Below are 13,028 nucleotides of genomic sequence, written 5' to 3'. Positions count from 1 at the left end.
CGGCTATTTTTATGTTCAAGTGGAGTGTGTGAAAGAATGGCACAACACACAACAGTCGATGCTATATTATTGAAATAGATATTTACATATCTAAAATAAGAGATATAATGAGGTTTATGGATACTCTAATGATTTTTAAAGCTTTGTCGAATGATACACGCCTGCAAATTTTGGATTGGTTAAAAAATTCAGATGAAAATTTCGGACCGCAATTGTTTTTACCAACGGATGCTAACTTTAAAGGAGGGATTTGTGTAGGTAGCATTCAGGAAAAAACAGGCTTAGCACAATCTGTTATTTCCAGTTACTTAACGCTCATGAAGAAGGCTGGGCTTTTGGAATCCAGGCGATTTGGACAGTGGACCTATTACCGAAGAAATGAAGAGAATATTTGTAAATTCGCTGAATATATCAAGAATGAAATGTAGGTAGCCACAAAATAATGAACAAAGTTACCTACTTTTTTTTTGTATATTATATCTATAAATATAGATTTTAGAATATATAGATTATAAGGTCAAGGAGATGAAAATCGTGAACAGAAACAGTCCATTATTTTTTATTGCACTAGGTATATTTGGCATTATAAATACGGAGCTTGGAGTCGTTGGGATTTTGCCAATGGTCATGGATAAGTATAACGTTACTGCACCACAAGCTGGAATACTGGTCAGTCTTTTTGCACTCACTATTGCCATTTTTGGGCCATGGGTAACTCTGCTATTTTCAAAATGGAATCGTAAATGGTTACTGATGAGCATCATGATTATTTTTTCCATCTCGAATGTGATATCAGCTTTTGCACCGAACTTTTATACACTTGTCGTATTCCGAATATTCCCCGCCTTTTTTCATCCAGTGTATTTCTCCATTGCCTTCGTACTAGCTGTTGCATTATCGAAGAAAGAAGAGGCTGCTAAAGCAAGTGCAAAGGTATTTCTTGGAGTTAGTGTGGGGATGGTATTGGGAGTTCCGCTTACTTCTTATATTGCTGATCAATTCTCTCTTGGCACTTCATTTCTGTTCTCTGCTGTTGTGAATATTATTGCGTGTGTTGGAATAGGGCTCATGGTTCCTTCCAGATTGGAGCAGAAAGAAGTACCTGTCAGGAACCAGCTTAAAATATTGAGAAAACCCACATTGTGGTTGAATATCGGTACGGCATGCTTCATATTTGCTGCGATGTTTTCTGTATATAGTTATTTTGCGGAGTATCTAGGAGAGAAAACGCATATGAGTGGAGAATGGATTAGCACGATGCTTGTGCTTTTCGGGATTAGTGGTGTGGCTGGTAACTGGTACTCGGGAAAGATGTTAAACCATCATATGTTGAAAACGGTGTTGCTTTATCCTGTTGCTTTAGGGGTTTGTTATTTACTGCTTCAATATGTGGGTGCAACTCTTCTTCTCACAAGTGGGATTATTATTGTCTGGGGAGCTGTTCATACGAGTGGATTGATTGTAAGTCAAATTTGGCTTACCTCGGAGGCTCCAGAAGCCCCGGAATTTGCGAATAGCCTGTATGTTTCTTTTTCAAATTTGGGTGTCACCATAGGGACAGCGATGGGAGGCTGGTTTATTTCTCAATTAGGAATAGGGGATGTTGTTTGGAGTGGCCTAATTTTTGTTATATTGTCTCTTGTGTGTATTATCCTTAAATCTATGTTTTTTGGGATACATACGAAGTCAAAAAATATGTAACAAACTTTTGCCGAAATCATTACAGGTTAACGTTGATTTCAAGACCAGCTTTCTGAGTTGGTCTTTTTTTCTGTAATAAATCCCCAAAGAAAAGATTGACAAACTGTTCTAGCTGTACTATTAATTATAGTACAGTTAGAACAGTTGAGCATATACAGTGAATCAGATTAAGTCTTGAAAGGAGGAAGTCCATGTTCGAGCTGGATATCCGCAGCCGCAAGCCGATCTACGAACAGCTTATGGACAGGGTAAAGGAAATGATCGTGTATGGATCACTTCAGCCGGATGAGCAATTGCCTTCTGTGCGGACATTGTCCGCTCAGCTAACGGTGAATCCGAATACGATTCAGAAGGCGTATCGCGAGTTGGAACGAGAAGGATATATTTATTCTGTTCAGGGCAAAGGCAGCTTTGTCACACCTGCCCAGCATCAGGCACAGCAAATCAAGCGAGATGAGATTCGGGCGGCATTGTTAAAACAGATGATTGTAGCCGTCCATTTCGGTTTTACACAGCAGGAAGTGGACGATATGTACGTGGAAGCTATACAAACAAAGGAAAGGGGGATGTCCCTTGATTGAATTAAGGGAAGTCACAAAGACATTTACAGAAGAAAAGGCTGTCGACCAGCTCGCCCTTAGAGTGAAGAAGGGCTCCATTTTTGGACTGCTGGGCTCAAACGGGGCGGGGAAAACAACACTGCTCAAAATCATCGCCGGGATTTACCGACCGGATGCAGGAAAGGTACTGATTGGCGGACAGTCCGTATATGAGCAGCCAGAAGTCAAGCAGCACCTTCTGTTTATGCCAGACACCCCCTATTTTTTTCCGCAAGCGACAATTCGTCAGATGGCCCGGTTTTACCGCTCCATTTATCCGAGCTGGAGCGAGGAACGCTACATACAGCTTACGGAGATTTTTAAGTTAGATCCTAAACGAAAGCTCCACCGTTTTTCCAAGGGGATGAAGCGTCAGGCTGCTTTTTTGCTTGCCTTGAGCTGTATGCCTGAGCTGCTCATTTTGGATGAACCGATTGATGGGTTGGACCCGGTGATGCGTAGAATGATCAAAAATTTACTGTTCCAGGAAACCGCTGCACGCGAGATGACCGTCGTGATCTCTTCTCATAATTTGCGTGAAATAGAAGACATGTGTGATCACGTCGGCATCATGCACCAGGGGCGGATGCTGCTGGAAAAAGAGGTCGATGACCTCAAGTCTGATACGCATAAGGTGCAGGTTGCCTTTCGTGACAGCACGCATGAGGAAGCTGTCTGTGGACAACTTTCAGTTGTACATAAGGAGCGGAGGGGGAGTGTTCTGCTGCTCATTATCCGGGGGGAACGAGAGCGGATTGCAGAGACGATTGAGGCGTATGAGCCGCATGTGTTCGATTTGCTGCCGTTGACGCTTGAAGAAATTTTCATTTATGAAATGGAGGACGCAGGTTATGACATCCAACCGATTCTTCTGTAGCGGCGGCGTAATTCGCCAAAGCCTGAGACAGCATGGCTGGATCGGTCTGTTGTACTTGGTAGGATTATTGTTTACGGTAACGTTGCCGTTATTTATGAGTATTGATGATGAGCAGCCGCGAATGGTGTTAAGAAGCTTGTTCGATAGCACAAACTCAGGTAATGAATTGCAAAAATTGATTTTATTAACCGTACCGGTGTTGGCGGGTGTGATGCTGCTTCGTTTTATTCAACGACAGGGGTCATCGGATCTATACCATAGCCTCCCTTTGCGTAGAGAGCATCTATTAACGGCACATTTCATTAGCGGCCTTATCCTTTTACTTGTACCTGTATGGCTGACGGCGGGAGTAACTGCCTGGGTTAACACGTCAGTCGAACTGCCTTATATTTTTCATATCCATGATATTGGTTCATGGGCACTGGTCGTATCCGTCCTTACGATTTTCTTTTTTACCTTTACCGTGTTTGTAGGCATTTGTGTGGGACAATCGCTACTCCAGACCGTAGTAGTGTATGTTTTACTGCTATTGCCTCAGTTTCTATTCATGATGATAGGGCGTTTTTTGGAGCGTAATTTATACGGATATGTGCGAGTGCAAGAAACCATTGTCCAATATATTAACGGTTCGGAGTTTCGCAGCAATAATAATATTTGGGAAAACTTATCGCCGTTTGTACGCATTATGGACAACTTGCCGAATCGCGCCTTTTCTTACATGGAGCTACTTGCCTATATAGGTATCTCTCTACTGTTTGTCGCTTTGAGCTATGGATTGTATCGTAAGCGGTTGGTCGAGAAGGCGACTCAGGCGATGGCATTTACCTTCTTTCAACCCTTTTTCAAGGCAGGAGTCATACTGTGCTCCATGCTTGTACTAGGAGACTATTTTCATACGGCAGGTAGCAGAGGAGAAAACTGGTCCATTTTTGGATATGTCCTTGGAGCTATTTTAGGTTATATCGTTGTAGAGATGGTCGTCCGCAAGACCTGGCAAATTGCACGTGTTCGTGCTTTGGTGGAACTGGTCGTTTACGGTGTGATCATGGGGTTGGTCATATACATCCCGATTTCAGGTTGGTTGGGTTATGAGGGACGGATTCCAACGGCACACTCGGTAGAAAAAGTGTATGTGGGGCAAGAGGTACCTCTAAGGGGAGAGGCACAAAAAGAAACGTATTTTTCCCAAGACAGGGCCTATATTGCTTCTGTGCTGAATTTACATCGTGAACTCGTACGTGCACATGCTGCTGGCGAGAAGTCGTTGTCGAAAAACCTAGCCGTCGAAATGGCAGTCATAGTCTACCATCTGGATGATGGTTCCACCATGACTCGGCGCTATACATTCCCTGAGAAACCTTTTCGGACAGAACTGACTAAAGTGATGGAAGCAGAGCCTTATAAAAAGGTAAGATACAAGCTGGATAAGCTGCAAGGGAGAGCAGAAACGATCAATATCCAATCTGTAGATGATAATGAACGACGAGTGGTTTTGACTGATCCGAAAGAAATTCATGAATTTGAGACTGTACTCAAAGAAGAAGTTTTAAATATGAGTTATAGCGAAATGCAATCAGATCGATATCCCTTGGGGAGTGTTTCCATTACAAACAAAGAGTCATCCCTTACCAAGGACGAACCGAAATGGAACCGTGAACTTTCATTTAATTGGCCGACTTCCTATCACAAGCTGACAGGTTGGCTGGAACAAAAGGGGTATGCGGATAAGATCATCATTCATTCCAAGGATATTTTCTCTATACGGGCTGTTCCTATTATTTCTAAAGAGATCGAGCCTTATCAACCCAATCAGTATATTGAAGACTATAAACTATTTAAAAGCATTCAACAGAAGCACAAAGCAATAACTATTGAAGATCCAAAACTTTGGAGTACTGTATTGGAGAAGCGCAGACCTTATAGCTATAGTCCAAATATGGTGAAAGGTACTTACCTATTTCAGGTCAAGATCAAACCTTTATATAGTTCAGATCCTCACACAGGCTATTACTATTTAACTCCAAACGACATGACACCGGAGCTTGCAAAGGCATTACCAGCAGTTCCTTAAGCCCACGATATATAACAACCTTGACGTGAAGCAACACTGTTTTTTGATCCATGCCAGAGCAATATAAAGAAGATGTGAAACCAAAAGGCCTTTCCCGTGGGGGAGGGTTTTTTTTCCATATGTAGCTTGAGTGCCTACTCATTCGGAAGATCGGATAAGGACATTTTTGTCCTCCTCTCGTATACTAATCTTTACCATAATTGTACAATGAAGAAGCAATGGCTTACAGTCTCATTTCATTCATTAGTTATAGGGGGATGTACATGTCTGATCCAAAGGAAGTTATAACCAAGCCGGAAAAGGACGAGTCTGTGCGGATAGCATGGTTTTGGCCATGGCTGGGCGGTACGTTTATGTTTGGATTGTTTTCAGTCATGTTTAATGTAGTTTGGAGTATGGTTGTGGCACCCCAAGTGCAGCTTCTGCTGAGGCATGAAGGGGTGACGGATACAACTGTGATTGTAATACTGCTTCTATATGCATGGATTATCGGTCTCATCTTTGCAGCTTATGGTGCCTTGAGTGCGCGTATGTCCAGCATGGGCAAGCTTTCGCTGATGCTGACTGGGTTATTATCATTATTATGTGGGCTGTGGTTGTGGATTGTAGGAATACAAGGGTCTGGCGGTCAACCTGCTGAAGTGTCGGGAGGGGCGTGGGGGCTCTTTTCACTCTATCATGCTTGGGCGGAGCCTGTGTTGGAGGTATTGGGACCTTATACACAGCATGGTGAAATCTGGTTTCTACTGACTGCACTGCTGCCGATAGCTGGTATGGTAGTAGGAGTTGGGGTGGATCGTTATCCGGCGGTGACCGACAAGAATGGAAAGGTAGATCATAGATGGCAATGGGTTGTTGCCGCGATATCTGCTGCGCTCGTCATTGTGCTGACGATTACACTGATGCTTCCTCAACGTCCGTACATCGCAGAGAAGGATTTTCCGGTAGTTGACGGGGCTACGGCGGCCATTCCGTTTGCACAGGATATGCTGCATGAACTGACCGGAATGAGTAAGGCGCGCGCGGCGCACGAATTGAGATTTAACACGACCCATCAGGCATATGTCAATCTGATCGATAAGAAGGCGGATATGATTCTGGTGGCCGGTCCTTCCGATGAGGAACTGCGTTTGGCGAAAAGCCGGGGAATACAAATGAAGCTCACACCCATTGGGTGGGATGCGTTTATTTTTCTCGTACATCAAGACAATCCGGTTAAAGGGCTTTCTTCGGAGCAGGTTCGCCGTATCTATGAAGGGGCTATCCGCAATTGGAATGAAGTAGGGGGCAAGGATCAGCCGATCATTGCTTATCAGCGAGAAGAAAATTCAGGCAGTCAGACATATATGCAAAAGAAAGTGATGGCAGGCTATGAGATGGCTGACCCGCCACGTGAACTACAAATTGGCATTATGGGTGGTATGATTAATGCAGTCGCTGATTTTAACAAGGATCATAACGCGCTCGGATATTCATTTTATTATTTTGCAAATGTGATGCATAATCGTCAAGAGGTCAAATTTTTATCTATTGATGGAGTGGAGCCGAACAAAGAACACATCCGCTCGAAACAATATCCATTCACAGCTCAACTGTTTGTGGTCACACGGGAAGGTGAGAAACCAAGCCCTTCGATGCAACGATTACTCGAATGGCTGCAAAGCGAAAAAGGAACTCAGGCCATCGAAAAAGGCGGTTTTGTTCCTGTAAACTTGTAAACCTGTCACGATGGTTCGCATACAGTCATCCGTATATTCACCTTAAGAGTGAAACGAAGACAGCAGGGTAATACATAGAATATGCTTTGCTGTGAATACAATACCCGCACAGCATGTATATCACCAACATAAGGGGATGAACGAAAATGAAGAAAAAAACATCGGTATGGGTGCTTTTACTCGCCCTAGCCATAGTGACAGCGGGGTGTGAAACAGGCTCGCAAACAAGTTCGCAAACAGTACAAACGGCTCAAAATGAGCAAAAAGGTGCCGCCTCGGCACAAGCGAATGGTTCGGGAACAACTGTAGATACACCGAAAACAGGAGGACAAGCAACCACAGACACTACGATAGCGAAAGTCCGCATGGACAATATTACCGCGCTGCGTTTGATCGACGGGCAATCCGGCTGGATCGGCGGAAATGGCTGGATTGCCCGAACGGATGCGGCTGCATCCGGTTCAGTCGGATCGACGTGGAATGTGCAATATCAGGGTCAAGGTACGGTTCAGCAGATTTTTGCCTTGAACGGGCAACAGGCCTGGGCTGCTATGGCAGACAGCGGATCGCTGCTGGCCACTCGCGATGGTGGCAAACGCTGGGAGGTTGTCGGGACTGTACCTGAGCAAGGGCAAACGGGCTTTTTACACTTTGTTTCATCCAAGGAAGGGTTCAGTGGCAACCAATATACGAAAGATGGCGGGCAAAGCTGGTCTTCGCTCCCCGTGCCTGGCCACATGGTAGGACAGCCATATTACCATGATCAGCAAAACGGCTGGGCAGTTACGCAGGACACAGACCGTTCGTTTCAGGTTTTACACACTGTTAACGGGGGCCAAAAGTGGACTACTGTCATGTCACGGACAACGGAGGCACCTCTAAATGGAGCCATTATTCGTTCGGTAGAACGTGGTAACGCATGGATCGAGCTGGTTGGAGATACGGGGATGAACCAGACGTCGTATTCGCTTTGGCATACTGCCGATAGTGGACAAAGCTGGCGTGCTGTGCTGGCGAATGCCACCGCTGGCGGCGGTCCGGCACCAGGTATTAGCCAGCAAGACAACCAGGTTCCCAAAAATGAAGGGGCTGCACCAGGTATGCTCTATGCAGTCAACAGCAGTACCGCATGGATGGGCGGGTACTGCGCACCATGCGACAAGCCCAATACGATCGGCTGGACGAGTGACGGCGGCAAGACGTGGAACAATGGCAAGCAAGGCTTTGACGGTTATAGCGGTCAGCAAATCGGGATGGCAAATGCCAAGGAAGGCTGGGCTATTTTCTCAGATTCAGAGCAGGCCCCAGTTATGTACACTACCTCGGATGGTGGACAGCATTGGACGCAGAGCCATGTATTTGATAAGCCTGTGACACCAGGCTCCTAAGGAGGAATGCATATGAGCCATCATAAGAAAAGTGTGATTACATGGACTGACGGTCGTGAAGTACCGCTAATCGGGCAGGGCACGTGGCATATGGGTGAAAAAGCGTCACTCCGGCAGGAAGAGGTGCGTGCGCTTCAACTTGGCTTGGAGCTGGGCATGACGCTGGTGGACACGGCTGAAATGTATGCGGAGGGTGGCGCGGAAGAGATCGTCGGGGAGGCCATTCGGGGCCGCCGGGACGATGTCTATCTTGTCAGCAAGGCTTACCCTCATCATGCGGACCGCCAAGGACTGGCTCAAGCGTGCGAAGCGAGCCTGACCCGAATGGGAACAGAGTACATGGATATGTATTTGTTGCATTGGCGCGGGAATATTCCGCTGGAAGAGACAGTAGAAGGTATGGAAAAACTGCGTGAGCAGGGCAAAATCCGCAACTGGGGAGTGTCCAATCTGGACAAGTCCGACATGGAGGAGCTATGGAGCCTAAGTGGAGGCGAAGCCTGCGCTGTCAACCAAGTGCTGTATCACGCAGCTTCGCGGGGCATCGAATATGATCTGCTACCTTGGAGTCGTACGCATGGGGTGCCTGTGATGGCCTATTGCCCGATTGCCCAAGGTGGCCGTCTGCGACGGGGTCTGCTGGAGCATCCTGTTATGGTAGACATTGCTGGCAGCCACGGGGTAACTCCATCCCAAATTGCGCTCGCGTGGGTCATACGGGACGGTGATGTCTGGGCAATTCCCAAGGCGGTGCAAGAATCGCATGTACGAGAAAATGCAGCGGCAGCAAGTATTCGGCTCACCCCTGAACAACTTCAACAAATAGACGAAGCTTTTCCTCCGCCAACGCGGAAGCAGCCGCTGGATATGGTTTGAGGAAGGAGGAGCCCATGACAGAGCGAGAGACAGAACTGCATGAGGTAGATGATCATCTGGATTATGGATTATCCGTTGTATTCATCGGCTTTAATCCCAGCTTAAAATCAGGCGAGGTAGGACATCATTATGCGAATCCGCGCAACCGCTTTTGGCGCATACTGGAGGGAGCAGGCTTGACACCTCGCTTGTACGATCCATCAGAAGATCGGGAGCTGCTGAAGCTGGGCTTCGGTTTTACGAACATTGTTTCTCGTCCCACGAGGGGAGTAGAGGATATTGCACGCGAGGAATACGCCGAAGGACGTCTGAAGCTATACGAGAAGCTAAAGGAATACCATCCAAAGGTTGCTTGCTTTGTCGGCAAAGGCGTATACACCGAATACAGTAAAAAATCCAAAGTAAATTGGGGATTTCAGCCTGAACCGCTAATTCCCGAGATGCATGAATTTGTGGCACCTTCGTCTAGCGGACTGGTGCGCATGTCGCTGGAAGAAATCACAGATATTTATCGTCATCTTCAAACGTTCCTTTCGTCAGAAATCGTCTGAAATGCAGTAAGTACGGTGAATACAGCTAGCACAAAAAGAACTACACGCTTCAGTCCCTGCGGGGAAGAGCGTGTGGTTCTTTGAGCTTTTTTATTCTATTGTAAGGCTTTCGCCTGCCGTGCCTGTTCCACGGGAACATAAGGATATCCCAGATCACGTGCGACTGCTTCGTAGGTAATATGTCCGTTCAGGACATTGGTGCCGCTAAGCAGCGGCTTGCTTCTGCGAAGCGCCTCCTGCACACCCAGATCTGCGAGCTGGAGAGCAAAGGGGAGCGTCGCGTTCGTCAGGGCGAGCGTCGAGGTTTGCGGTACCGCGCCCGGCATGTTTGCAACCGCATAGTGAATGACGCCATGCTTCACATAGGTAGGCTGATCGTGTGTCGTGATGTGATCAATCGTCTCGACTATGCCGCCTTGGTCGATGGCGACATCCACAATCACAGAGCCGGGCTGCATCGTCTGTACCATGGCTTCCGTTACGAGTCGCGGGGCTTTGGCACCAGTGATCAGGACGGCACCGATCAGCAAATCACTTTGCGCCACGGCTTCAGCAATGTTGGACGGGGTGGACACCAGCGTATGGAGCTGATTGCCAAAAATATCGTCCAGTTGACGCAGTCTTTGCAGGCTCAGGTCGATTAGAGTCACATCTGCCCCGAGACCGATGGCGAGCTTGGCCGCATTGGTACCGACCACCCCTCCGCCAATAATGGTCACTTTACCGCGTTTGACCCCCGGCACACCTGCCAGCAGGATGCCTTTGCCGCCCTTTGGTTTTTCCAGCAGTTGTGCTCCAATTTGTACAGCCATTCGACCGGCAACCTCACTCATGGGAGTAAGCAGCGGGAGGCTTCCTTCAACATCTAGTGTCTCATAGGAAATGGCGGCGACGCCGTTGTCTGTTAAAGCGCGGGCCAGTGCTGGTTCGGCAGCTAAATGCAGATAGGTGAATAAAATCAATCCTGGTCGAAAATACCCGTATTCAGAGGGGAGCGGTTCTTTTACCTTGATAATCAGATCCGCCTGAGACCACACGTCCGCAGCTTGCTGCACAAGAGTCGCACCCGCAGTGGCATAATCTCCATCCGTAAAGCCACTTTCAACACCTGCGCGGCTTTCCACAAACACATGATGTCCGTGTTGGATCATTTGAGCTGCACCTGCAGGCGTTAGAGCGACACGATTTTCGTTGTTTTTAATCTCTTTCGGAACCCCAATTTTCATTTCATTCACCTCTCCTTAAAATAATTGTTATCCAACGAATCCATTTCATAATACCTTCAGTAGCTCTGTGCAGCCCTGCCGTTTAGTTATATGGACTCAAGCCGATAAATGCAATTCATGTTAGATTAGGTACAGTTTACAAGGGGTGAAGCTCCTTGACATCATACATTTTGTCGGATTATCTGACTTAAAGGCTCGACTTTTTGATGAATATATGTCATATAAAATGACATAAAGACATATACATAAGGAGAATGCCGATGAACGGTAAAAAAACATTTACCATTGCTGATGTGCTGGAACGTCCTGTTTTCCGGCGGGCGAAGCTGGCGGCGGGGGAACAGGGCGTACATCGCCGTGTGGGTTGGGTCCATGTGCTAGAAATCACAAATGTTTCTCCGTTTGTGAGCCGTCATGACTTAATTTTGACGACAGGCCTGTGGCTCACCCGGAAGGGGGGAGAGCGTGCCGAGTATATGGAGCAACTGATCCGCTCGGAAGCCGCGGGATTGTGTGTAGAGCTGGGCACGAGCATTCATGAAATCCCCTCTGAAATTCTGGAGTTGGCGGAACGACATCACTTCCCGGTCATCGTATTTGAACAGCCAGTACGTTTTGTTGAAATTACACAAGATATTCATTCCCTACTTATTAACCGACATCATGAACTCCTAAAAGACCTGGAACGATTTTCACGTCAGCTTCAGCAGGAAACCCTGCGCAGCACTGATATGAATGCACTCTTGCGTGTGCTTCATGACTATGCAGCCCGGCAGGTCATCTACATGTCTTCCATTGACACCAATCGATTCGTACCTTCCGTCCAGCCGGATCTAGCGGACCGTATTGCAGATTTTTATGCCAATGAAGTGGAATCTAGTATGACTGCCGATCGGGAGGGGCACCTGCTGTTTCACCTGAATGAATCCACCGCCGTCTTGTTTCAGCCCGTTGTATGCTTCGGTCAAGTGTTTTCCGCAGTAGGTTTGGTGCTGCATAGTGAAATGCCGACGGAAGAAATGTCGCTGCTACTCGATTACACTGCCAAGGCAGCCGCTACATTGGTGCTGAGAACACAGTTTCTTGAAGACCGATTGCTGCGTAATCAAAATGAATTGATTCAGGATGTATTGAGCGGACAGCTTCCCAGTGAAGAACAGGCCCAGACCCGGATGGGCCTGCGATTGTTATCGAAGGGACAGTATTTATTTTGGGCAGGGGTCATCGAGGTGGAACATCAGGACAAGGATGCCAGTCAGGTACGCAAGGAGTCCATCAATCAGGATGTGTTAGTGCTGCTTCGTTCTTTGTTGAAAAAAGAAACGTTGCACAATCTGCTGATGATGAAAGGGAGTCAATGCTACATCCTTTGTGCCAAGGAGGAATTAACACTCCGTTCCGCAGCGCAAATGAAAAAAGTGCTTGCCCATACTGTTCAATATATTCAGAACTATGCCGCAGGACAGCTTGATAAGGTGCGCATTCATGCAGGCTTTGGCAAAGTAAGGCATCGCATGACAGGGACAGATCGCAGTTTTGAAGAGGCATATGAGGTCATTGAAGTGGCACGAAGCGTTCCAGTCATGAAGGATCGGTTGTTTTACGACAGCATCGGAATCTATCAATTGTTGAAGGCGGTGCCCCGCATTCCTTTTCTACAAGAGTTTGTAGAGGATCATTTGGGTGGGCTGATTGCGCATGATCGTGAGCACCATATGCAGCTTCTGGATACACTGGATGCCTATTTTCAATCCCATGGCTCCAAGCGTGATACTGCCGGAATTTTGTACATTCACAGACAGACCCTTTATAATCGGCTGGATAAAATTAATGAAATTATAGAGGGAAATCTGGCAGACCCTGACAAACGTCGTTGTCTGGAGATGGCGCTACTGGCTTACCGGATGCTTCAGTCTGAAAATTGATCCTAAATAACTAGTTCTATTTTCCATTCTACTCATTTACAATGCGTGTTAACACTGAGATAATAGAAGAGATTACGGAAATATCTTGAAAGGGGA

11 protein-coding genes are annotated in these 13,028 nt (G+C 46.8%); 10 read left to right on the top strand and 1 reads right to left on the bottom strand.

All coding sequences use genetic code 11. The features are described from left to right. Positions 1 to 116: 116 nt before the first annotated feature. The 9 genes from AC5ELV_RS16870 (at position 117) to AC5ELV_RS16830 (ending at position 9,781) form a co-directional block, all read left to right on the top strand. A complete protein-coding gene (locus AC5ELV_RS16870) occupies positions 117 to 428 on the top strand; it encodes an ArsR/SmtB family transcription factor (RefSeq protein ID WP_149096077.1) in 312 nt (103 codons plus the stop codon). Positions 429 to 525: 97 nt separating this feature from the next. Continuing rightward, complete coding sequence (locus AC5ELV_RS16865; RefSeq protein ID WP_493431086.1) at positions 526 to 1,701, top strand: MFS transporter; 1,176 nt, start codon at positions 526 to 528, stop codon at positions 1,699 to 1,701. 191 nt (positions 1,702 to 1,892) lie between these two features. Then, on the top strand, positions 1,893 to 2,282 hold the full coding sequence (locus AC5ELV_RS16860; protein ID WP_493431085.1) for a GntR family transcriptional regulator: 390 nt from the start codon (positions 1,893 to 1,895) through the stop codon (positions 2,280 to 2,282). Next, positions 2,275 to 3,177 (top strand): ABC transporter ATP-binding protein, encoded by a 903-nt coding sequence (locus tag AC5ELV_RS16855; RefSeq protein WP_493431084.1) that lies wholly within the window; start codon positions 2,275 to 2,277, stop codon positions 3,175 to 3,177. The genes AC5ELV_RS16860 and AC5ELV_RS16855 overlap by 8 nt, the downstream gene beginning before the upstream one ends. Further along, on the top strand, positions 3,152 to 5,248 hold the full coding sequence (locus AC5ELV_RS16850) for a DUF6449 domain-containing protein (protein WP_493431083.1): 2,097 nt from the start codon (positions 3,152 to 3,154) through the stop codon (positions 5,246 to 5,248). Before AC5ELV_RS16855 ends, AC5ELV_RS16850 begins: the two co-directional genes overlap by 26 nt. 263 nt (positions 5,249 to 5,511) lie before the next feature. Continuing rightward, positions 5,512 to 6,966 (top strand): PstS family phosphate ABC transporter substrate-binding protein, encoded by a 1,455-nt coding sequence (locus tag AC5ELV_RS16845; protein ID WP_493431082.1) that lies wholly within the window; start codon positions 5,512 to 5,514, stop codon positions 6,964 to 6,966. Between the two features lie 146 nt (positions 6,967 to 7,112). Next, positions 7,113 to 8,354 carry a hypothetical protein gene (locus tag AC5ELV_RS16840; RefSeq protein ID WP_493431081.1) on the top strand — a complete coding sequence of 414 codons (1,242 nt, stop codon included), beginning with the start codon at positions 7,113 to 7,115 and terminating at the stop codon, positions 8,352 to 8,354. Between the two features lie 12 nt (positions 8,355 to 8,366). After that, positions 8,367 to 9,230 (top strand): aldo/keto reductase, encoded by an 864-nt coding sequence (locus AC5ELV_RS16835; RefSeq protein WP_493431080.1) that lies wholly within the window; start codon positions 8,367 to 8,369, stop codon positions 9,228 to 9,230. A 14-nt stretch (positions 9,231 to 9,244) separates the two neighbouring features. After that, a complete protein-coding gene (locus tag AC5ELV_RS16830) occupies positions 9,245 to 9,781 on the top strand; it encodes a mismatch-specific DNA-glycosylase (protein ID WP_493431079.1) in 537 nt (178 codons plus the stop codon). A gap of 95 nt (positions 9,782 to 9,876) precedes the next feature. On the opposite strand, the gene ald is transcribed toward AC5ELV_RS16830, so the two are convergent. Next, positions 9,877 to 11,007 carry an alanine dehydrogenase gene (gene ald / locus AC5ELV_RS16825; RefSeq protein ID WP_493431078.1) on the bottom strand — a complete coding sequence of 377 codons (1,131 nt, stop codon included), beginning with the start codon at positions 11,005 to 11,007 and terminating at the stop codon, positions 9,877 to 9,879. Positions 11,008 to 11,267: 260 nt separating this feature from the next. Here ald and AC5ELV_RS16820 point away from each other — a divergent pair, with 260 nt between their 5' ends. Beyond that, positions 11,268 to 12,932: a PucR family transcriptional regulator gene (locus tag AC5ELV_RS16820; protein ID WP_493431077.1), complete on the top strand. Its 1,665-nt coding sequence runs from the start codon at positions 11,268 to 11,270 to the stop codon at positions 12,930 to 12,932. Positions 12,933 to 13,028 lie beyond the last annotated feature (96 nt).

The organism is Paenibacillus sp. NMA1017, assembly GCF_058895805.1.
This window is presented reverse-complemented; position numbering and strand designations above follow the sequence as displayed.

Excerpts from the sequence above, each read along its gene's own strand:
- AC5ELV_RS16870 (WP_149096077.1), top strand. The coding sequence starts at position 117 with ATGGATACTCTAATGATTTTTAAAGCTTTGTCGAATGATACACGCCTG.
- AC5ELV_RS16820 (WP_493431077.1), top strand. The coding sequence starts at position 11,268 with ATGAACGGTAAAAAAACATTTACCATTGCTGATGTGCTGGAACGTCCT.
- AC5ELV_RS16845 (WP_493431082.1), top strand. The coding sequence starts at position 5,512 with ATGTCTGATCCAAAGGAAGTTATAACCAAGCCGGAAAAGGACGAGTCT.
- AC5ELV_RS16865 (WP_493431086.1), top strand. The coding sequence starts at position 526 with ATGAAAATCGTGAACAGAAACAGTCCATTATTTTTTATTGCACTAGGT.
- AC5ELV_RS16850 (WP_493431083.1), top strand. The coding sequence starts at position 3,152 with ATGACATCCAACCGATTCTTCTGTAGCGGCGGCGTAATTCGCCAAAGC.
- AC5ELV_RS16835 (WP_493431080.1), top strand. The coding sequence starts at position 8,367 with ATGAGCCATCATAAGAAAAGTGTGATTACATGGACTGACGGTCGTGAA.
- ald (WP_493431078.1), bottom strand. The coding sequence starts at position 11,007 with ATGAAAATTGGGGTTCCGAAAGAGATTAAAAACAACGAAAATCGTGTC.
- AC5ELV_RS16860 (WP_493431085.1), top strand. The coding sequence starts at position 1,893 with ATGTTCGAGCTGGATATCCGCAGCCGCAAGCCGATCTACGAACAGCTT.
- AC5ELV_RS16840 (WP_493431081.1), top strand. The coding sequence starts at position 7,113 with ATGAAGAAAAAAACATCGGTATGGGTGCTTTTACTCGCCCTAGCCATA.
- AC5ELV_RS16830 (WP_493431079.1), top strand. The coding sequence starts at position 9,245 with ATGACAGAGCGAGAGACAGAACTGCATGAGGTAGATGATCATCTGGAT.